Annotated in this window: 20 protein-coding genes, 3 pseudogenes and 1 riboswitch; of the genes and pseudogenes, 5 read left to right on the top strand and 18 right to left on the bottom strand. The window is 41.0% G+C overall.

Going from position 1 to position 20,751, the window contains the following annotated elements; genetic code table 11:
• The first annotated feature begins 107 nt into the window (after nucleotides 1-107).
• Nucleotides 108-623: a GNAT family N-acetyltransferase gene (locus ISX45_RS17005; RefSeq protein WP_228485571.1), complete on the top strand. Its 516-nt coding sequence runs from the start codon at nucleotides 108-110 to the stop codon at nucleotides 621-623.
• A 118-nt stretch (nucleotides 624-741) separates the two neighbouring features.
• Nucleotides 742-1,202: pseudogene (locus ISX45_RS20435) on the top strand (transposase); the annotation flags it as partial.
• 30 nt (nucleotides 1,203-1,232) lie between these two features.
• On the opposite strand, the gene ISX45_RS17000 reads toward ISX45_RS20435, so the two are convergent.
• The 8 genes from ISX45_RS17000 to ssuE form a co-directional block, all read right to left on the bottom strand.
• Nucleotides 1,233-1,397: a hypothetical protein gene (locus tag ISX45_RS17000; RefSeq protein ID WP_181557050.1), complete on the bottom strand. Its 165-nt coding sequence runs from the start codon at nucleotides 1,395-1,397 to the stop codon at nucleotides 1,233-1,235.
• Between the two features lie 666 nt (nucleotides 1,398-2,063).
• The gene (locus tag ISX45_RS16995; protein WP_181557049.1) at nucleotides 2,064-2,861 is read right to left on the bottom strand and encodes an ABC transporter permease; all 798 of its coding nucleotides are present in this window, start codon (nucleotides 2,859-2,861) and stop codon (nucleotides 2,064-2,066) included.
• A gap of 13 nt (nucleotides 2,862-2,874) precedes the next feature.
• Entirely contained in the window at nucleotides 2,875-3,867 is a 993-nt protein-coding gene (locus ISX45_RS16990; protein WP_194519475.1) for an aliphatic sulfonate ABC transporter substrate-binding protein, read from the bottom strand.
• Between the two features lie 55 nt (nucleotides 3,868-3,922).
• On the bottom strand, nucleotides 3,923-4,681 hold the full coding sequence (locus tag ISX45_RS16985; RefSeq protein WP_194519474.1) for an ABC transporter ATP-binding protein: 759 nt from the start codon (nucleotides 4,679-4,681) through the stop codon (nucleotides 3,923-3,925).
• Nucleotides 4,682-4,798: 117 nt separating this feature from the next.
• Nucleotides 4,799-5,068 carry a methyl-accepting chemotaxis domain-containing protein gene (locus ISX45_RS16980; protein WP_181557046.1) on the bottom strand — a complete coding sequence of 90 codons (270 nt, stop codon included), beginning with the start codon at nucleotides 5,066-5,068 and terminating at the stop codon, nucleotides 4,799-4,801.
• Nucleotides 5,069-5,342: 274 nt separating this feature from the next.
• Nucleotides 5,343-6,548 carry an acyl-CoA dehydrogenase family protein gene (locus ISX45_RS16975; protein ID WP_181557045.1) on the bottom strand — a complete coding sequence of 402 codons (1,206 nt, stop codon included), beginning with the start codon at nucleotides 6,546-6,548 and terminating at the stop codon, nucleotides 5,343-5,345.
• Between the two features lie 28 nt (nucleotides 6,549-6,576).
• Nucleotides 6,577-7,650: a dimethylsulfone monooxygenase SfnG gene (gene sfnG, locus ISX45_RS16970; protein ID WP_194519473.1), complete on the bottom strand. Its 1,074-nt coding sequence runs from the start codon at nucleotides 7,648-7,650 to the stop codon at nucleotides 6,577-6,579.
• Between the two features lie 170 nt (nucleotides 7,651-7,820).
• Nucleotides 7,821-8,381 (bottom strand): NADPH-dependent FMN reductase, encoded by a 561-nt coding sequence (gene ssuE, locus ISX45_RS16965; RefSeq protein ID WP_194519472.1) that lies wholly within the window; start codon nucleotides 8,379-8,381, stop codon nucleotides 7,821-7,823.
• 383 nt (nucleotides 8,382-8,764) lie between these two features.
• Here ssuE and ISX45_RS16960 point away from each other — a divergent pair, with 383 nt between their 5' ends.
• Nucleotides 8,765-9,334: a response regulator gene (locus ISX45_RS16960; RefSeq protein WP_374058323.1), complete on the top strand. Its 570-nt coding sequence runs from the start codon at nucleotides 8,765-8,767 to the stop codon at nucleotides 9,332-9,334.
• Nucleotides 9,335-9,383: 49 nt separating this feature from the next.
• Here ISX45_RS16960 and ISX45_RS16955 read toward each other — a convergent pair.
• From ISX45_RS16955 to ISX45_RS16935, 5 genes and pseudogenes are all read right to left on the bottom strand, one after another.
• Nucleotides 9,384-9,892: pseudogene (locus ISX45_RS16955) on the bottom strand (spore coat protein).
• 108 nt (nucleotides 9,893-10,000) lie between these two features.
• Nucleotides 10,001-10,978 carry a sporulation protein gene (locus tag ISX45_RS16950; protein ID WP_194519471.1) on the bottom strand — a complete coding sequence of 326 codons (978 nt, stop codon included), beginning with the start codon at nucleotides 10,976-10,978 and terminating at the stop codon, nucleotides 10,001-10,003.
• Between the two features lie 108 nt (nucleotides 10,979-11,086).
• Nucleotides 11,087-11,752, bottom strand: a complete 666-nt coding sequence (gene ytaF / locus ISX45_RS16945; protein ID WP_194519470.1) for a sporulation membrane protein YtaF — start codon at nucleotides 11,750-11,752, stop codon at nucleotides 11,087-11,089.
• 128 nt (nucleotides 11,753-11,880) lie between these two features.
• Nucleotides 11,881-13,716, bottom strand: coding sequence for an APC family permease (locus ISX45_RS16940; protein ID WP_194519469.1), 1,836 nt, complete (start codon nucleotides 13,714-13,716; stop codon nucleotides 11,881-11,883).
• A gap of 140 nt (nucleotides 13,717-13,856) precedes the next feature.
• A riboswitch (cyclic di-AMP (ydaO/yuaA leader) is annotated at nucleotides 13,857-13,995 on the bottom strand.
• 154 nt (nucleotides 13,996-14,149) lie between these two features.
• Complete coding sequence (locus ISX45_RS16935; protein WP_458296336.1) at nucleotides 14,150-14,287, bottom strand: hypothetical protein; 138 nt, start codon at nucleotides 14,285-14,287, stop codon at nucleotides 14,150-14,152.
• Here ISX45_RS16935 and ISX45_RS19750 point away from each other — a divergent pair.
• Nucleotides 14,284-14,439 (top strand): annotated as a pseudogene (locus ISX45_RS19750) (GNAT family N-acetyltransferase); the annotation flags it as partial. The gene ISX45_RS16935 and the pseudogene ISX45_RS19750 sit on opposite strands and share 4 nt — an antisense overlap.
• Before the next feature lie 461 nt (nucleotides 14,440-14,900).
• Here the strand turns inward: ISX45_RS19750 and ISX45_RS16930 are convergent.
• The 3 genes from ISX45_RS16930 to ISX45_RS19740 all read right to left on the bottom strand — a co-directional run bounded on the left by ISX45_RS16930 (nucleotide 14,901) and on the right by ISX45_RS19740 (nucleotide 16,220).
• Entirely contained in the window at nucleotides 14,901-15,722 is an 822-nt protein-coding gene (locus ISX45_RS16930; protein WP_181557038.1) for an undecaprenyl-diphosphate phosphatase, read from the bottom strand.
• On the bottom strand, nucleotides 15,722-16,000 hold the full coding sequence (locus ISX45_RS19745) for a hypothetical protein (protein ID WP_228485570.1): 279 nt from the start codon (nucleotides 15,998-16,000) through the stop codon (nucleotides 15,722-15,724). The genes ISX45_RS16930 and ISX45_RS19745 overlap by 1 nt, the downstream gene beginning before the upstream one ends.
• 70 nt (nucleotides 16,001-16,070) lie before the next feature.
• Complete coding sequence (locus ISX45_RS19740; protein ID WP_228485569.1) at nucleotides 16,071-16,220, bottom strand: hypothetical protein; 150 nt, start codon at nucleotides 16,218-16,220, stop codon at nucleotides 16,071-16,073.
• Nucleotides 16,221-16,826: 606 nt separating this feature from the next.
• Here ISX45_RS19740 and ISX45_RS16920 point away from each other — a divergent pair.
• On the top strand, nucleotides 16,827-18,782 hold the full coding sequence (locus tag ISX45_RS16920) for a lipoteichoic acid synthase (RefSeq protein ID WP_181557037.1): 1,956 nt from the start codon (nucleotides 16,827-16,829) through the stop codon (nucleotides 18,780-18,782).
• A gap of 91 nt (nucleotides 18,783-18,873) precedes the next feature.
• Here ISX45_RS16920 and ISX45_RS16915 read toward each other — a convergent pair whose 3' ends face one another.
• The gene (locus ISX45_RS16915; protein WP_194519468.1) at nucleotides 18,874-19,923 is read right to left on the bottom strand and encodes a DUF2332 domain-containing protein; all 1,050 of its coding nucleotides are present in this window, start codon (nucleotides 19,921-19,923) and stop codon (nucleotides 18,874-18,876) included.
• A gap of 475 nt (nucleotides 19,924-20,398) precedes the next feature.
• Nucleotides 20,399-20,560: a putative holin-like toxin gene (locus ISX45_RS20360; RefSeq protein ID WP_407649666.1), complete on the bottom strand. Its 162-nt coding sequence runs from the start codon at nucleotides 20,558-20,560 to the stop codon at nucleotides 20,399-20,401.
• Nucleotides 20,561-20,751 lie beyond the last annotated feature (191 nt).

The following is a 20,751-nucleotide window of genomic DNA, read 5'->3' as shown; positions in this document are numbered from 1 at the left end:
AAAGAGCAGTAATTCATATGGTGCTTGTAATAATATCTAACATTGTTGTTGTGAGAAAAAAATTCTTCGTATTAAATTAAAGAAGATAGCTTAACTAATTTGAGGTGATGATGTTGGTTAGTGATGTGAAAATCGAACAATTAAAATCAATTGAAGAACATATTGATGAGCTTTCGGAACTTCTGATACAGGTAGTAGAAGACGGTGCGTCGATTGGCTTTTTACCACCATTAAAACTTTCAGATGCTAAAAAATATTGGGAAAACGTATTAACCCCTGAAGTGATTCTATTTGTCGCTAAAATAAACAATCAGATCGTCGGAAGTGTACAGTTGCATTTATGTACTAAGCAGAACGGTGGGCATAGAGCCGAAATCGCAAAATTAATGACACATCCTAATTATCGACGGAATGGCATTGGTCGTTCACTAATGCAAAAGGCTGAAGAAAGAGCAAAACAGGAGGGGAGGTCATTATTAGTTCTCGATACAAGGGAAGGAGACCCTTCTAATCATCTTTATGCTTCAATAGGTTATATTCAGGCTGGACGGATTCCTAACTATGCGAAATCTGCAAGTGGCGAATTGCATGCAACTATTTTCTATTATAAAATCCTCAGCTAATCTAATGGAACTACAAATATTTTCAACTAACAGGATTCGATAGTTTAATAAATTCAATGGCAAAAGAGGTCGGTCTTTACTCTGTAAAATTAAAGATAGGTGAATAAGTATGATTAACCGATACCATTGGTTTAAAGGATATAAGATTCATCTCTGTACCGCTGTCAAGGGAATCATCTTATCTCTGTGTTGGCACAACGGCAAATCGGAATAATGCCGCAGTGGCTCCAGAACTACCTTCTTCTTTGCCGAAGCGGAGAATCAAATGAACACTAGGCGATGCTGCATATGGCAGCGAAAAGGCCCGTCAGACAGAAGAACAATCAGAAATCCTATTGATTTCCCCCATCAAGCGCCGCAACAACGAGGAATAGAAAAATACCTATGGACTGGTTCTTTCTATACTTTTTGAAGACGAGGTTTGGCCGATGGCTGTTTGGGCTTCGCTATGAGATAGAATGGATATTTAATGATCTAAAAAATGACGCTCTGGAACAGCCGCGATGGTATGAATTTCATCGATATTTACTGCATGTGTTATGCTGCACCCTTATGCCTAACTTCGGGTTTTTACTTTAGCCATCTTTATAGAATAGAATAAAAAACTATTTAGAATGATTTGAAAAGGGAATTCAGTAGAATAAATAAAACAACGATAGCAACAACAATAAACACTTCTTTTTTACTAGTATTTTCATCTTCTTTTCCTTGCTGTTTTATCTCCCTATACTTTTTTTGGATCTGTTTTTGTATCTGTTTCTTTTTATCATCCAATTTTGTATGAACCTCCTTAAATTAAAAATTAGTATGTACTCGATTTTTTAATGATTTTAACATAGAAAGGACAGGTTAATTTAGAGGTAGCATCAGGAAAACATGATTTATTAAGTCCAATAACAAATCTGAATATATTTTTTACACAAAAAAGACTGATTCCTCTCCTTAATTTAATAGAGAAATCAGTCTTTCTATACTGCTCCCGGCAAGGATTAGCGGGAAGAGCTGTATGCGAAGATCCGTGCGTATGAACTCTATAAGAAGAGTGGTCAGAGATAGCTTCCCCTACTCTATTGGATGAAAAAATTTCCCCTTTATTAATCATACCACTCTGTATAAGCACTATATGATGGATTTGTTAATTTTTCTATTTCCATCAACAAAACTTCGAACATTGAACGTTACTGCACATGTTCCTCCCTTACTAGATAGTTCAAAAGAAGCTACTGTATCGTTAAAAGTGATGTCTTCTTCTGATTTAGAAGGTCTTCTCCACCAGAATAAAATGTTTTGGATTGAGTATAAAACGTTGAAGAGCCTAAAAAGTCCCACTCGCCAACACCTAGTAATATCATTAGAGATTTTGGTAATCCTAATATTAACAGTGGAATGAATATTAATCCCACTTTCAGACTGTCCAAATATTTTTGCCTCTTGTCGTATTTATAATGCTTTTCTCCTTCCAAACGATTCGTAGCTATCTTGCCAACGGAGAATTCGGCGTCCTGCCAGCTCCAGAAGATAATCGGTCAATTTTCCAAGCAATGCAAACAATAGAATGCTGGCAATGATGATCGCCGGACGCCCCGTCGTTTGACCATCAGTCAGAAGAAACCCCAATCCTTTGCTTGCCCCCATAATCTCTGCAGCTACGACAAACATCCATCCTAATCCTAGACCGCTTCGTAGTCCGACAATGAAAGAAGGAAGGGCCGCCGGAAGAAAAAAATGGCGAATCAATCTCCAACCTTGATAACCGTGCACCCACCCCACTTCCAGTAGCCTGCGATCCACTCCTTGAATGCCGGACACTAAATTTAGATAAACCGGGAAAAAGACGCCCAAAGCAATTAATGATATTTTTGAAGTCTCACTAATGCCCATCCATAAAATAAACAGCGGCACCCAGGCCAAGGAAGGGATATTGCGCAACGCTTGAATAAGAGGATCTAACAAATATCGAATTGTACGAAAATATCCGTTCAACACTCCAAACAATAAAGCTAGAGCCGTACCGAGCAGAAATCCCATGCTTACCCGGTATAATGTAATTCCGACATGTTCTAGAAGTTCGCCCTCGCGAAACAAATCCACAATGGTGGAAACGATTTTCAAAGGGGAAGGCATGATATTTGCGGCGATCCAACCGTTAATCGAAGAAATCTGCCACAAGATTACAATAAATATTGGAACAATGAGACCCATTCCGGTGATCACAAAATTTTTGTTCCATTGACGCAACCACAATCCCCCCTTAATTCTTGTCGATGTGTTTTATATACTGCGGATCGATTAAATCGTCGATCGTTTTCTTTATATCCACGGATTTGTCAATGACGCCGCTTTTCAGCAAGATTTCACCAGCCGCTTCAATTGTCTGCTTGTGGACTTCGCCGATGACCGGGTTGGTCAAATCTGTACGGCTGAGCACTTTGTCTGTGACTTCTTCGCTCTGTTTGCTTTCCGCGGCCACGATTTTCACAAATTCGTCCGGATTCTCGATCGCCCATTTTCTAGCTTTTTCATAAGCTTTCAGCACTTTTTCCACAATCTCAGGATGATCTTTCGCGAAGGCTTCCCTGACATTCAGGAATCCATACGTATTCCAATCCGCGTTGCGGAAAAACAGCTTGGAGTGCTTCTCTATCTCCGTCTGTGCGATATATGGATCAAGTCCTGCCCATGCATCCACATCTCCTTTTTCTAGGGCAGTTTTACCGTCAGGGTGTTGCAGCTGAACGATTTCCACGTCTTTTTCGCTCAATCCCGCAGTATCCAACGCCCGAAGCAAAAAGATGTAAGGATCCGTTCCACGTGTGACAGCGATTTTTTTCCTCTTTAAATCTTTTACCTTTTCTATAGGGGAACCCGCACGTACAACCAATGCTGTCCATTCAGGTTTGGAATAAACATAAATCGATTTGATCGGGTTTCCATTCGCCTTTCCGAGCAGAGCAGCGGAGCCTGCTGTCGAACCGAAATCGATGCTCTTGCTGTTCAATAGCTCTAACGCTTTATTGCTTCCGGCACTGAAAACCCATTCGACTTCGATGCCGTCCTTCTGCAGTTCATCCTCCAACCATTTCTTTTCTTTCAATACTAGACTAACTGGATTGTAGTAAGCGTAATCGAGTTTTACGGTTTTCACTTCTGACGCTGTGGAAGCCGAGCGGTTGCAGCTGCTGAGAATCCCAATTGCGGCAACGATCAGAAAAATGAAGGCGACTTTATATACCTTTGAAATCATCGTGAAGATCCCTCTTTCATTCGGTAATGATTATGAAACGTTTGAAAATGATTATTTAGGGAGAGACTGCCAATACGGATGCGGGAGCCCCCCGCTCCATGAGATGATCGAGAATCAGTTTTTCGTAGTAGGCGAAATCACTGTTTCTTTCCCTCGGTCGAGGTAGATGTACCGGTAAATCGATTGCAATCGCGCCGTTTTTGATGAGGACGATGCGATCTGCTAGTGCAACTGCCTCACTGACGTCGTGTGTTACCAGAATGGCTGAAAACTGCTGTTCCTGCCAAATCCGTTCGATCAGCTCCTGCATTTCGATGCGTGTCAGCGCATCTAATGCGCTGAGCGGCTCATCCAACAGAAGAAGACGTGGAGAACCTGCTAGTGCTCTCGCCAGAGCGATGCGCTGACGCTGCCCTCCGGATAACACGCTAGGCCATTCTTTGGCTTTATGTTCCAGTCCCACCAATCGCAGAGCTTCCTCCGCTCTAGCTTTGTCTCCGTTTCTTGCACCAATTTGTACATTGGCAATGACGCTTTTCCACGGAAGCAATCTGGCATCTTGGAACAAGATCCTAGTATCCGGATGAATTCCCCTGACTCTCTCTCCGTCTAAAAGAATTTCCCCTTCTGCCGGAACATCAAGTCCAGCAAGCAGGCGCAACAGCGTGCTTTTGCCGCAGCCGCTGCGCCCGACGATGGCAACAAATTCACCCGGTTTGATTTCTAAATCCAACCGTTTCAGCACTTCGACATTACCAAACTGTTTTCTAACACCTTTTACCTGCAAATGGGAACCTATAGACTTTATACCCAATACCCATTCCTCCTAATTCTGATTGTGCCATTTTGCGGAATATGGCGGATGATCTGAACAGAAACAATTGACGAACGTTCTATAGACAGCGCTATACTTCTTTTAATCAACTGCTTGTTAGGAAAAATAAACAGAAAAACTCGGTTCATACTGAAACTTGTTTACCGCAGCGCCAAACGATTCAGTCATTTCATTTACGTGCTCGAAGATGGTTTCGATCTCCCGGATGGAATCGAACGGTTGCTCGTTCATTACAGCAACTGCCTGTGTCGCTGAAGTCACCCCTTTTGTCGTTTTGGATGTTTCTTGAATCGATTCCACGACCAACTGGTCTCCAGTGGACATTTGCTTAATGGTGGTTGCCACCTCAATAATTTGCGGACTCAATTTGTTTACTCGGTCCGCAATGGTCTGAAATCGCTAAAAGAAAATCATCTCGCTTAACACATAGAGGGCTGTAACACCAGAGAATAACACATGAACTGTTTACTTTCGTTTTTGCACAGCCCATGGAAACCTGTCTTTTTTACAGTTGGGGGCTTCACTTCTGTTCAATGTTTTGTAGAAAAAATTCCCATGAGAATGAAGTGCCACAGGGCGCTTTGTTTAAAGCGGCCTAAGGGAATCCCTCAGGCCTGAACTCAACCATATGTGTCAGGTTTTAATCTCCGCCTTCATACCAAAGCTCGAGAGGCAAACCAACAAGAGCTTTTCCTATCCATTCACGAGCAATATTGTTGGAAGGCCCCATAGCAATACCGGCGCGGGCATCTCTAAACAACCGCTCAAATACTCCCCGCTTATATCCGTAACCGCCTGTGACATCCAGTGCGGCCTTCGTCGCTTTATTGGCGACTTCCGATGCATGAATTTTGAATTCGACAAGCGGCAAAAGCAGCTCAACTTGCGGTTTGCCCTGTGCCTGCAGCTCGTCCAACTGTTTGGCCAATGAATATTGCCACGGCTTCAGGCTATCAATCAAAACCTTCACCTCGGCTAATTGTTGGCGGATCACTTGGTAATCCGCAAGACGTTTGTTGAAATCGCGATGAATCGTCCCTTTTACGTATGAGGTTGCCGCTTCCAAGGCTGCTTCCGCAACGCCAAGCCAAGTAGAGCCAAGTCCGATCAAATAGATGGGAGAAACGCCGCTCTCTAATATTTCTCTTCCCTGGCCCTCTTTCCCAAGTTTGTCCCTTTGATGAACACGGACGCCTTCATAGGTAATCGGACCGCTGTGATTTCCCCGAACCCCCAGAGCTTCCCATACTCCCGGCTTAATTCCCGGCAACTTCCCGTCCACAATGAAAAAACTGACATCCGTTGGTGTCTGTGCTCCTGGCGAACGGGTCTGAAAGACATAAAAATCTGCTTGACCAGAGCTGGTGGTAAACGATTTTTCCGCATTGAGAATGTAGTATTCTCCATCGCGGGAAGCTTCGCTTAAATTGAACCACCAGTGACCTCCCGTCGCTTTTTCGCTCGTGGAATAGGTACCGATAAGCCCTTGGCGGATCGGCTTCAGCCAGCGCTCCTTTTGATCGTCGTTTCCGTACAGTGAGATGGTTTGAGCAGCACCTACATGCATGACGTAAACGAGTGATGTGGAAGGGCAGCCTCTGGCGATCTCTTCCGCAGCTATGGCAAAAGCGACATGATCCAGACCGCGTCCGTCCCATCGTTCAGGAATCAATACACCATTCCATCCTGTTTCAGCAAGCACTTGAAGATTTTGTTTAGGGAAAATGCCATCCCGGTCGATGATGTCGGCATTCGGTTTAATGACTTTCTCCACAATAGCGCGGATTTCTTCTCGCAGCGCTTCATAATTCGGTTGTACGCTCGAGCTATTCACTGTTACGCTCATATTCACAATCTCCTTTGTAAGTAATTTTTTATACGACATCCACGTTTAACGCTGCTTCCTTTTCACGAACCAACGGAATCACTTTTTCGCCGAATAATTGGATGTCTTCGTCATAATGGAGGAATCCGGTCAAAATGAGATCGACACCGATTTTTTTGAGTTCGATAATGCGGTCCGCCACCTGTTCCGCCGTACCGATCAATCCGGTTTTGAAACCGTCGTTGTATTGGACCAAATCGTTAAAATCCGAATGAGCCCACATGCCTTCTCTTTCTGGAGAGGCTTTGCCGGCAAAGCGCACTTGGCTGCGGAATCCTTCCACAGCTTCGTCATCCGCGTATGCAATGATGTCGCGAAGCACCTGCTTAGCTTCCTCTTCCGTGTCCCGCACGATAACAAACGCGTTGACGCCAAATTTCAGCTTACGGTTGTTTGCAGCCGCCAGCGATTTCACCTCATCGATTTGCGCTTTAAGGCCATCAATGGTATTTCCGTTCATGAAATACCAGTCAGATACTCTGGATGCCATCTTTCTGGCGGCGGAGGAATTGCCTCCTTGGAAAATCTCCGGAACGTTATATGGTTTTGGCTTTAGAGGGGCACCGTTAATTCGGTAAAAATCACCGCGAAAATGGGTTTCCTCCTCAGTCCACAATTTTCGAAGCACACTGATAAATTCTTCGGATCTACGATATCTTTCGTCGTGATCCAGCCAAGGCTCACCGTACGCGTGAAATTCTCCTTTAAACCACCCGCTCACTACATTAATCGCAGCACGTCCATGGCTGATTTGGTCAATGGTAGAGATCATTTTGGCTACCGTCCCCGGATGCCACAAGCCGGGAAGAACAGCCGAAATCAATTTTATTCTCTTGGTTACCGTCGCTAAAGCTGATGCCAACGTGATGGCCTCCAGTTGATTTTCCGCACCGTAGCTTGCAATAAACCTGGTCTGCAGCAATGCATATTCAAATCCGACTTCCTCAGCAATTTGGGCATACCTAGCATTGTCTTCAAAGGACCATCCTGTCTTTTGAGGGATCTTGGAAATGACCAATCCTCCGCTGACATTAGGTACCCAATAAGCGAACTTCAAAGACATATTTTTCACCCCTGTTTAGATTTATTTATAGACAAAGGGGAAGTCCCTCTGCTATTTAAGGAATAATTGGAACGGATAAAAGCATCATCTGAGTGGAATCGGAATAGGTGCATTGAGTTGACTAGTAGGTGTGCTTCTTTTATCTTGTTGCAATGAAGATGCTGCCTGTTTTACTCGACTCTTTCTAGCGATAATCCCGTTCTTCGTTTGATTTCTTCAGCAAATTCCGTGGACGCTTTATCTAATCTGTGGATCAAATCTTCTGATAGATTGTAGCCTTTTTGTTCATTTCGGGTTATCCAAGTATCGACCGCATACACCCCGCCAAGAATGTGCCTGCTGCCCAATGCGGATAACACCGGTTTCAATGCATAGTCGATGGACAAAAGATGGGCGATCGTTCCTCCGATAAACAGCGGAAGAATGACTTTTCCTGATAACCCTTTTTGCGGAAGCAAATCGAGATAGGTCTTCAATACTCCCGTATACGCCGCTTTATACACCGGACTCGCGATGATGATCGCCTCCGCTTCCTCCACCTTTTTGTTAGTATGCAGAATAGCTTCGCTGTCGAATTTGGCTTTGATTAAATCCTCCGCGGGCAATTCCGCAACTCGGATGTGCTCAATTTCAATGCCCTCTTGCGACAACCGTTGTTCTACGTATTGAATAATTCCGTTGAGTCTTGATGCTAGAGAAGGACTCCCGTTGATAATGACTGCTTTCCCCATATAAAATTCCCCTTCCTACAGCCAGGTCTAATAACATATAAATCCTATTGGATTAGTATGTTTTATGCTTGTAATCATATCATCGTGCCCATTTATTGTCAATATCCAAAAGAAAAAAGACACTTAGCATTCGCTAACGTGTCGGGAGAAAAACGGGAATCTCTTCAGACTAACGAAATTCTCCTCATATTCAAATAATGGATCATTTATTTTTACAGCAAGCTCTTCGATGCGGCGGTGAAAGCAAGGGACTTTTAAAGTTCTTTTCGCAGTGTAAAGCAAGGAAATGCTAAATCTCCGCAAGAAGCATGTTTAGGAATTTCAACCAATTCGTATACTTGTGCTGTAGAAAGATGTACTGGAAGTAGAATAGCAGCTCGATTTTGTTGGCTGGCCTCTATACAACCATATTGTTAGAAAATGAGGATGCTTTAGAGGTTGTAAATACGATTTGTCATCCCGACCGCTTAGAGGAGGAAATAATCAAGCACAAGCCTGATGTCATTGTCATGGATATAAGAATGAAAAGCGATAACGGAATTGAATGGACAAAGAAAATAGTCGAAAAATATCCAACATGTAAAGTCGTTATTTTATCAGGATATGCCTATGACGAATACATTCGCGCTGCTTACGAAGCCGGTGCCTATGCGTTTGTTACAAAAGAAAATTCCGTCTTTGAATTAGCCAATGCGATTCGGCAGAGCCATTTAGGAATCAAATCTTTTCCAATGAACCGATTATCCGATTATAACACCCCTCTCACAAAAATAGAATTAAAAATTCTCCAATTCATTTCCGAGGATAGGACAAACGCAGAAATCAGCGAGCTGTTAAACATCAGCAAAAGAACAGTCGAACATCATGTATCTTCGATTTTACGAAAATTGGATGTTGACTCACGGGTCGGAGCGGTCGTCAAAGCCATCAAGCTCGGGTTATTGGATTTTTGAGTCATTCGATGAATCCCCTTGTCTCCTAGGGATTCATCGAACTATCTTCTTATCGTTCGTATGTCATAGAAATCGCCTTATTGGCATTGCGCACATCGTTATGAAGCAGTTGATTCAAGTCGTGGGCTGGGTAGTAGCCTCGTTCATGCATATAGTGAAACACTTTTTCATGTGTATCAATTGCCTTCAGCAAATGCTTTAAAAATGTCTTTCTCAACATCGGCGTAGCCGTCTGCGTAATCGCTGTAGCATAATTCCGTACCGCTGTTTTTGCAAATCCTAATACCTAATAAGTCATCAGCATATAATGTGCTTTCATCCCGTGATTCCCGCGCTTCCCCGTACATTGGTGCCACAGGAATAAACGGTAACAACTCCCGCAAATTAGTCTCCAATCCTTCAATCGTATTGACATAAATGGATTTTAATGCTGGACACTCTACTTTTCCAACAGACTTTTTCATTTTGGTGAATGCATTAGCTTTTGTGCAACTCGAATGTTTCATGCCATGCTAAATGGCGGTGAACATGCGTTGTTCCATAAGTATACGCATGCATTTTTTCTCTTCCTTGCATAATGGGGGAATCACCGTTGACTTTATATGCGCGAGTGGAGAAAAAGCTCACCAAAAAGACCTCCTCCACATGAGAGAAGGTCTTTCCAAATTATAGTATATCATCATCCCCGTCAAACCAATCATCCATAATGTCTTCCACATGATCTTCTACGTCAAACGCATCTTCTACTACATCCTCTATCAGTTCTTCTGCAACCATGCCAGCAAGCATTCCCGCTGCAAATCCGCCGATCGCTCCCATCATTCCATGTCCATGATGCCGAGATGGGTGAAGATGATAATCCGGATGATGCGGAGAATAATAACCTGGATGATGTGGAACATGCACCGAACCGACGTATAACTGAGGTTGTTGCACCATTTCGTGCAACAGCATATGCAGCTTTTGTGTTAATCCTTCTACATCATTGATTTCATCATAGCTAAAGAAAACTTCTCTTTTTAATTCTCTTTCGCTGAAACCGAATAAGCCGCTTAACACATCCACTTCCAGATGCAAACGAATGCCGCTTTCCTCTAAGAAAGCTAAAAATTCTACTCCCTGAACCATTTCTCTAAATGCACCTGTTGGGAAAAATTCGAACTCTTGCCCATATGCCGTTACTTTACCTGAAGTAGGTTTTTCGCGAAATCCAAGCTTATCAAACGCATAAAACAGCTTTTCCAGCGGCAACGGAGGTAGTATACGAATCGCATCTCGGTCTAACGCATCGACTCCTTCAGCAATATCAAGACGTGTTACTAATATGTAATCCACGCCATAACGTGTTATCGGCAAATGAGTAGGTAACACATAAGAAAATGGTAATACTTTTCTTTCTCCCGGTTTGATCGTAAATGATGGAGAAACAGGAATAACAGCAACCGTTTGACGACGTTCTTGCCCATTGGCATGAACAATGACATGCAATTCCACATCTAATTTACGAATATGCTGTTCCACTGCTCCCCCTTCAATAAAAAACTCTCCCTCGATTTTCTCACCAAGTCGCACATGAGGATGATGTAAAACAAGATTGACTTTCGCAGAACCCACACCCAATTTAGACAATAGCTTTTTTAGCATGTATCATCTCTCCTCATTCTTTTTCCTACAATCGATTTTTACGAATCAACCATGGAAAAGGATTCAAAAAATCCTAAAGGTTATTGTAACCCTTAGGATTTTTTGAACTTACTTAAAAAAGATTTTCGCAATGCCGAGACAAATTAAAATCGTTCCTGGAATCATTGTTGCTTTTTTCATCACTTTTATTTTCGAAAATTTATATCCCGTTCGCAGACCAAAGCGAATAAAAACGATATTCATGATAGATACCAATACAGCAAGAACAATCGGAGAATATCCTAAAAAGGAAGCACTCAAGCCCGCTCCAAATGCATCCATAGATAAGGCGATACCAATTAACATCGCCTCTTTCATGCTGATAGTACCTGATCCGTCAAGATCCGCCATGGATGGCCTTTTTAATATTTGAATTACAATCCCAAATCGATTCAGACGAAGTCTCCATATTCGCGTACGCGCTGGCGGTATCGGACGTTGTTCCACACTCTCATCTTCATCTTCTTGCTTCCTAACAACATTGTAAATCGCCCATACGCCTAACGCAATCAAAATGAACGCTGCCGCCCATCGTTCCACTTGAACTGGCAACACCAAAACCAAAAATGTGCCAACATACATTGAAAACAATAGCATTATCCCTGACAATAGGGCAATGACCATGATCGAGCGAAATGGAAACTTCATTTTTCGTAATCCATATGTTACACCAACACTCAAACTGTCTAAACTCACGGCTAACGCTAACATCAACATCGATACATATTTCATCATAGTTCCGTTCCCCCTGCGTTACTATATGCAACATCGCAAGCAGGCGGAACTCGTATACATTTATTGCATATTTTCGACGCTTATCGATTTCCGGGGAAATATTTCTTCTCCTTTCGACATTTCCCTTTTTATTTTTTCAAGTGATACGGCAACGTAGCAATGACAATATCTTTTTTAAGAATCAAAAAGAATCGCAAAATAATCGCTGTCTGATTATGCAATAACGTATGCCACCATTTTTTCACAATGAACTGTGGCATTAAGATAGTGATTGGTGATCCTTTTGTTTCTTTTTCAACATCGTTAATATAATCCAACATCGGAGAAAGAATCGTTCGATATGGTGAATAAATCACTTTTAACTCAATGTCTGGATAAAACTTCTCCCATTTGTCTCGCAGCTTTTTCTCTTCCTCTTCGTGAAAAATAACCGAGATAGCCGTAATATCATTGGAAATACTTCTTGCGTACTGTACCGACTGAGCCACAACTTTACTAACTCCGGAAATTGGTATAATCACTTTCGGTTTTACGACTTTTTCACGCTGTCTCCATTCCTGCTCATCCAGTTTTAATTGCTCACCGAGTTTTTCATAATGGTCACGAATTTTATAAAACATTATAACTAGCAACGGAATCGCAATAATGACTAACCAAGCACCTTGAGTAAATTTTGCTATAACCGTAATGACAGTAACTAATCCTGTAACAATCGTTCCAGTAATAATGATGGCCAGTGTTGCTACATTCCGTCTTTTCTTTTCTTTCCATATTTTTTTAATCATTCCACTTTGTCCAATCGTAAAAGAAAGAAACACGCCAACCGCATATAACGGAATGAGAGAATGTGTTTCACTATGAAACACAATAATTAAAATAATCGCCAACACACTGAGGAGAATAATTCCGTTTGAAAATACAAGCCGATCGCCTCGCGCCGCCAAACTTCTTGGCAAAAATCGATCGTTTGCAATAATCGAAGCAAGTTGCGGGAATCCAGCAAAGCTTGTATTGGCGGCTAACACTAAAATCAACATCGTAACCATTTGAAAAAGATAAAAGAATACACTGTTTCCAAAGACATGGTGGCCAATTTGTGAAATCACGGTCTTATGCTCCACCGGTGTCACACCGAATCCTGCGGCTAAAATCGTAATTCCTAAAAACATCGTCCCTAATAATACAGACATCCATCCCATCGTAATTGCAGCGTTTTTCGAACTATCCGGCTTAAACGCAGGAACACCATTACTAATCGCTTCTACCCCTGTCATCGCCGAACATCCAGAAGCAAAAGCTCTTAATAGAATGAACATACTGTATCCCGATGTGAAGAAATGTTCAGCGGAAGCGTGTTCTCTATAGTTAAAACCATGCCATCCCTCATGCCATAGTTGCCATCCGCCAACAGCAATCATCACTAATACGGATAGAATAAATAAATACGTTGGATACGCAAACACTGTCGCTGACTCTGTAATCCCACGCAAATTTAAAATCATCAACAACAACACAAGCGCAACGGCAATTTCCACTTTCCAAGGAAGCAAGCCGGGAAAAGCCGATGTCAGCGCCGCTACTCCTGAACTAATGCTTACAGCAACTGTAAGAATATAATCAATCATTAAGGCTGCACCAGCGACTAGACTTGTCGTCGTGCTTAAATGGTCTCTCGCTACAACGTACGCTCCACCGCCTGAAGGAAAAGCGTAAATAATTTGGCGATAAGATAGCGTCACAATCAATAACAACACTAAAATCGCTAGGGCAATTGGCAATGAATAAAAGAACACGCTCGTTCCTAACAGCATGAGCACTAATAAAATCTCTTCCGTTGCATAAGCAACAGATGACAGCGCATCGGAAGAAAATACAGCTAATGCCTTCCATTTCGGCAATTTCTCATGCTTCAATCGCTTCGTTTCCATTGGTGAACCAATCAATAATCGCTTTAAAGAAGCCATAGTTCCTACTCCTCTTTTTAGATGCTTGGAATTTTTTAAACATACACCAGTCTCTCATTATCTTTTTGCATTTTCTGAAACAATCATTCGAAAAACATAAAAAACCGTTGAGGGTGTACTCAACGGTCAAACATTCCTTCACATCCCTCCCAAAACGCTTACGAGGTTAGCTGTCGGGTTAGGACTATGAGAGTAGCCCTTCCATTACGGATTCACCCCAAGTAACGCGCGTTACAACATGGTTCCCCCGCTCCATTATGGATTCAGCGAATTAATACTATAAATGGTAAATCATAGCTGATATCTTACTCTCCTCAATCATCGTTGTAAAGGAGCAAAAAGAAGGGATTAAGCAGGAATTGGCTTATTTTATCGCTCTTTTATTTTTATTTTCGTTTCTTTCTCATGCTTGCGTGAATTTTACGCTTTAAGCTCAACCAATCATCATTTTCCCTTTTTGATAACAGAACAGATCCGGTTCGCGATATAATGTCACCGCATAAGCAATTGTCAACGGCCCAACTCTCCCCGCAAACATCGTTAACATAATAAGAATCTTGCCAAACGGCATGGCGATTTTACCAAAAAAGAGGCTATCAATTTGTAAAATTGTTCCCTAATGCCGTTGGAAAAGCAAGACGCATAAAACCAAGCGTCCCGCTTATCGGCTTTGACAGCATTCCGATTCGTGATGAACTGATTATAAGTTCCAACCCGATATGACAGTGATAAAAAAGCGCCTAAAAGGCTTTGCTTTTAGGCGGGTTACTGGTTATTATCCTGTTTTTTCCAAACATCGAATACGTTCGCCAAATTCATCGCGAACGCGCTGGAAAACAGCCCGTTATTCTTCTTCTAAACGAGGCAAAAAACATCATCTTATTCCATAGTCACTTCATCACTGATCCGGAAAAGATATGAATACCCGTCCCAATTACGAGAGCAGAAATTATAAGTAAACACACCGAACACATTCCGCTCTCTTCAATTGCATCAATCGATACAATGATACTGAACAGACTAACATTAGATATACTCTTAGCCCGCATGTCAAACAACAAACAGAAGGACGAGATAAAACAATACATCTCCCGTTCACAAAAATAACAAACGGCAGTAAAATGATTCTTTTTACTGCCGTTCTAGTTGCTCAGCACGAATTTTCTGCCCCTAATGGATAACTATTAGAAATACACGATATAAATGATGATCGCTAAAATAATACGATAAACCGCAAACGGAACAAGTCGAACTTTGTTAATAAGCTTTAAGAAAAAGCGAATAGAGATGAGCGCGAACACAAACGCACTCACGAATCCGACAATGAAAAATGGCAATGCATCAACAGTAAAGTATTGCCAGTTTTTCAGCAAGGAAAGGACACTTGCTCCTAACATAATCGGAACAGCCATAATAAAGGTAAAATCAGCGGCTGCACGGTGGCTCATTCCTGCCAATACGCCACCCGAAATCGTCGAACCTGAGCGGGAAAATCCCGGCCATAGAGAAAGACATTGAGCAAGCCCAACGATGAACGCTTGCTTATATGTAATCTGGTCAACGGTTTGTGCTTTTGGATTTTTGGAACCGAACAGGTCCGCTACGATCATAAAGATCGCGCCAACTACCAAACCAATTAACACTGTAGCGGTTGAAAATAAATGTTCATCAATATAATCTTCAAACAGCACCCCTAACACGCCGGCAGGAATTAATCCGACAATGACTTGTGTTAGCTTAAGGCGAGATGCCGAGTCGTTACGGTGTCTTCGCAACCCTAGCAGATCGATAAAACGATCTTTAAACACAATCACCACCGCTAAAATCGAACCGAGCTGAATTACAACTTTAAACGTATTAGCTACATGCTTCGTTAAAAAATGCTCCGATTGAAGCCACATATCATCAACGATAATCATATGCCCCGTTGATGAAACAGGGGCAAATTCTGTTAATCCCTCTACCATTCCTAAAATAATTGCTTTTATGATTGTTATTATATCCATCATCTACCACTACTTTCTCTTAATTTTTTAAGATGTTGTTTTTCGGCGGATAAAATAAATAAAACGAGGAAAATCACAGCTCCTAAGCCAATGATCGCATATACAATATTCGAGTAACCTCCATAAAGCGTGTAATTTTCTCCCACGATTCTCCTAATGCAGCTCCCGCTGAAAAACGATGAATGGCATTCCATAGCAGTGTTCCGATGTTCGTAATAAAGCAAAAACAGCCATCCACCATCTTGCGCAGGGATAAAAATTAAAACTAATGAAATCATTCGGCAAAAAAGAACCGTCCAATATCCAATTGATGAAGCCAAGAATTCGCTTTTTGAATATCCTCTTTTTTCACCCGAACAATATACCCTCTGCGATCAATGATTTTCTTCCATTTTTGAGAAGAAAACCAATACCATAAAGGTCGCTCTCCCCTTTCACGGCTCCCGCTGTCGCCGATGCCACATCTCCCGAAACAGTTAAAGCAAGATACGTCGTCATAAACCCTCCGAACATAAGACTCACTTCAGACGGAAGCAATGGAACACATTCTCCAAAACCATTATGAAAAAATATCGATATATCCAAATTTATTCATAAATTCTGTGATCCACTCTTGCATGTTTGCCTCCTAACTTGTCACGGAAGTAATTCATCTCGTACCTATTTTAGTTTAGCCATCTTATCGTCCTTCGTAAATAGGGATTTCGTTCCCCTCCCTAAACTCCAACAACAAGTCCACTTTTTATAAAATAATAGGAATAAAACGAAGCATGTTATTCGTAAAATAATCAATATGTAACGCGATGTTTATAATATAACAAAATAGAACATAAATGTTCATACAAATCCCAGTTCCAACATTAAATAATTAGTAATAAATAGAAAATGAGACGATTCATTTGACGAATCACTGAATAATGTATTATGCTACTTTACATGGAGAACGGTTATTGACTGTAAGAAGACAGTGATGTACTCCTTGCTGATTACGCTTTACGTATCGATACTTCTTCAATGGAATAGTCGAGTAACAGTCGTTTTGTAGATATATAGCATGAACGCTTCTTTTATAAAAAACACTAAAAAACAGGGGTCGAATTGGAAATGAAGGGGATAAAAAAAATAATAGAAAAGAGTCAGCATGCGTTTAACGGGCATTTTGGTTTTTTTATCTTAGCCGTGTTTTTATTTTGGATGAAGACGTATGCCGCTTATCGGGTTGAGTTTAACTTAGGAATTAGTAATTCCATGCAAAAATTTTTGTTATTCATTAACCCGGTTAGCTCTGCTATTCTCTTTTTCGGTCTAGCTCTGTTAGCGAAAGGGAGAAAGCCTTATATTTGGCTCATTGTTTTAGATTTTATTCTATCCTTTATCTTGTATGCTAATATTGTGTATTACCGATTCTTTAGTGACTTTATTACGTTCCCAACTCTTACGCAAACAAACAATTTCGGTGATTTGGGCGGAAGTATTTTGGAGTTGTTAAAAGGATATGATTTCCTCTATTTCTTAGATACTATCATTTTAATTGCATTCGTCGTCACGAAGCGAGTACAACTAAAGTCTACTCCTTTAGGACGTCATAAAGTTAATCTTGTGTTTGCCATTGCTATTTTTCTTTTTAGTACAAACTTAGCTTTGGCAGAGGTAGACCGCCCGCAATTATTAACAAGAACATTTGACCGTAACTATATTGTGAAATATTTAGGAGTTTATAACTATTTGATTTACGATGCCGTTCAAAGTATGAAATCGTCGACACAACGCGCCTTTGCCAATAAGAACGATATTACGACGGTTCTCAACCATGTACAAGCAACGTATGCAAAACCAAACCCTGCTTACTTTGGCAAAGGGAAAGGAATGAACGTCATCTATATCCATTTGGAATCGTTCCAAAACTTTTTGATTAACTATAAGCTGCACGGTCAAGAAGTAACACCGTTTTTAAATTCATTGACTCGTGATAAAAACACGTTTTACTTTGATAACTTCTTCCATCAAACCGGACAAGGAAAAACGTCCGATGCAGAATTTATGTTAGAAAACTCCTTGTTTGGATTACCACAAGGATCTGTATTTACAACGAAAGGACAAAACACATACCAAGCAGCTCCAGCAATTTTAGGACAGCAGGGGTATACATCAGCCGTCTTCCACGGCAACTATAAAACATTCTGGAATCGCGATGAAATTTATAAATCTTTTGGATTTGACCATTTCTTTGACGCAAGTTATTATGATATGAATTCAAAAGATGTATTAAACTATGGATTAAAAGACAAACCGTTCTTTAAAGAATCGATTCCATTGTTAGAAACGTTAAAAGAACCGTTTTATGTGAAGTTTATTACCTTATCGAACCATTTCCCTTATCCAATTGATCAGGAAGATGCAACGATCGAACCAGCTGATACGGGCGATGGATCTGTAGACCGTTATTTCCAAACAGCACGGTACTTAGATGAGGCTGTGAAACAGTTCTTCGATTATTTGAAACAATCTGGTTTATATGATCGTTCGATTATCATTTTATATGGCGATCACTACGGTATTTCTGATAATCACAATCAAGCAATGTCGCAAATTATTGGAAAAGAAATCACACCGTTCGAACATGCTCAATTGCAGCGTGTACCATTATTCATTCGTGTTCCTGGTGTCAAAGGCGGAATTATGCATCAATATGGTGGAGAAATCGATGTGCTACCAACACTACTCCATCTACTAGGAATTGATACGAAAAACTATATTCAGTTTGGTACAGACCTCTTGTCACCAGAACATCAACAAATCGTCGCGTTTCGTAATGGGGATTTTGTCACACCGACGGTTACTGCGATCAACGGAAAATATTATGATTCGAAAACAGGCAATCCGATTAAGAAAAATGATGAAATTAAACGCGATGAACAAATCGTACGAACAAAACTAAACCTTTCTGACAAAGTCGTATACGGAGATTTATTGCGTTTTTACACGCCAAAAGGATTTAAACCGGTCGACCGTACAAAATACGACTACAATCATCGCGAAGAGACAACAGAAGAAAAATAATGCGCTTAGTTTTTAACTACTAGGGAAGCTTGGTTATAGCTTCCCTTTTTTATTTTCACAAAAGAGGCCCACGAAACATTGTCCTATTTCATCACGCTTCCAAAGAACCTTTATTTTCGCCGAGCTCCCAGCGAAACCAGCGAGCATGTCCGTCCGTTTCCGCTACGATTTCATTGTATTCTCTTCCATCGATGAAATAATCAAGATGGAGCTTGAAATCCCACATATTATTATACAAATGGAACACATCTCTCGTTTTCCCCAGTTCTTTAATATGTTCCACTAACATGTATTTCCCATCGTTCGGTATTTGGTTGGCGACATGGGTATGGAAGATGCATATGGATGTATTTTCAGGAATTTGCCTTTCAATTTCAGGAAGCAACTCTATCCCATCTCCTTCGATGAGGTGAACATGTTGCTTTTTTAAACAGTGTGCAGCTTGTTCAAACAGTTCCATTCGTTCCCTATGCTCCGGCCAAATAAGCGCTTGGAGCCATAAATAATCTTCTCGATTGGATAGATGATTGATATGCAAATCAATTCCAACCCTAGAAACAACCGGAGGGCTTTGCGGTAACAGGAATGGTCTACATTCTCCTTTGATTTCTGATGTAATGTGAACCGTTGAGTTTATATTTCCATACTTTTCATGAGAACCGTATGAATAACAATATTGATCCCATATCAGTTGCAAACCGGCACTTGTTCCAATTTCAATCAACGATAAAGGCTGCTTTACCTGATGATAAATGAAACAAAAACTTGGATACAGATACGCGCAACGTCTTACTTCATTTGTCTGAACGAACTTGTTTTTTAATATGGAAATTATTTCTTTCCTATACAGCAGGCAAAAATCACGAAAATAAGGAAATGATTGCTTAAAATCTTTTGGGTTTTTAACAATACTTCCGTAGTACTCCCGCAACTCGTGTTCTTTCCCTTTTAGCAACAAATATTGTACAGCACCAAACAGCAAATTCGGAACAGGTTGGCCGGGGCGAGCGTATGACGCAATTTCAAGCAGTTCATCATCTTCAGCAACGTTCAGGGCCAAATGCTCATATAAATCACTCACTCCTTTACATTCTCTAACAGCAAAACTTTTAAATCGATTTGAGACTATCTTCTTTTCCATTTTATCCTCTCCTCAAGCAAATCAAATGAAACTGCTGTGCACCTTCGTATAAGTCCAAAGGCGTTTCTTGTATTGTCCATCCTGCACATTCAAAGTTGTAATAGCTGTTAGGTCTATTACTTCGACATTGACCATCATGGCTGGCAACTTATATCTTTGTTTCACCATCCTCCCCCCACACTTCGGCAGCTCGATTATATATTTCTCTGATCCTGATTTTCCTTCCTTTTTTATCAATAGCCATTCATCCTTCTGTTAATAATTTTTTTCAGCTAAAGAGTAAAGCCGAATAACTTGACTAATTCCCCGTCTTTTCGCTAATAAAAAAATATGGTATCATACGGATAGACTGCACATATTAATAAAAAAGAGACCGAAAGTGCGGCAACACTTCGGTCCATGCAATAGCAGACTCAAAGGAGTCAGCCTATCGGAAAAATAGACCTTATCCTAGAATTGGCGGTTCAAGGGAGGTCTATTTTTTATTTTTATAATTCAATGGCAGTAACGCGATCACTAGCATCCCAAACGAAATCATAAGGGAAATGGATTCGTATACTGTCACTCTCTCACCCCTTTTACAAGAAAGGTAGGGGTAAGCTGACCACCCTTGAACTTCTGCTATTGCTAATAGCATTATAACATGTTTCTTGCCAGCTTTTTGTCAAAAAATGAGTGAAAATTCTGTATAAATATTACTCTTTTTCAGTTTTTTCACCGAAACATAAATCAAGTCACGTGGATGTGTACCGGTAAGTCATATTCTAAGTATAATAAGTCCATATTCCACTAAACGTAGCAGCTCATTCCTATCAAAATGTATAATTC

The organism is Thermaerobacillus caldiproteolyticus (assembly GCF_015326725.1).
Taxonomy (GTDB): Bacteria; Bacillota; Bacilli; order Bacillales; family Anoxybacillaceae; genus Thermaerobacillus; species Thermaerobacillus caldiproteolyticus.
The sequence above is the reverse complement of the archived record's forward strand: the minus strand, read 5'-3'. Positions and strand labels throughout refer to the sequence as shown.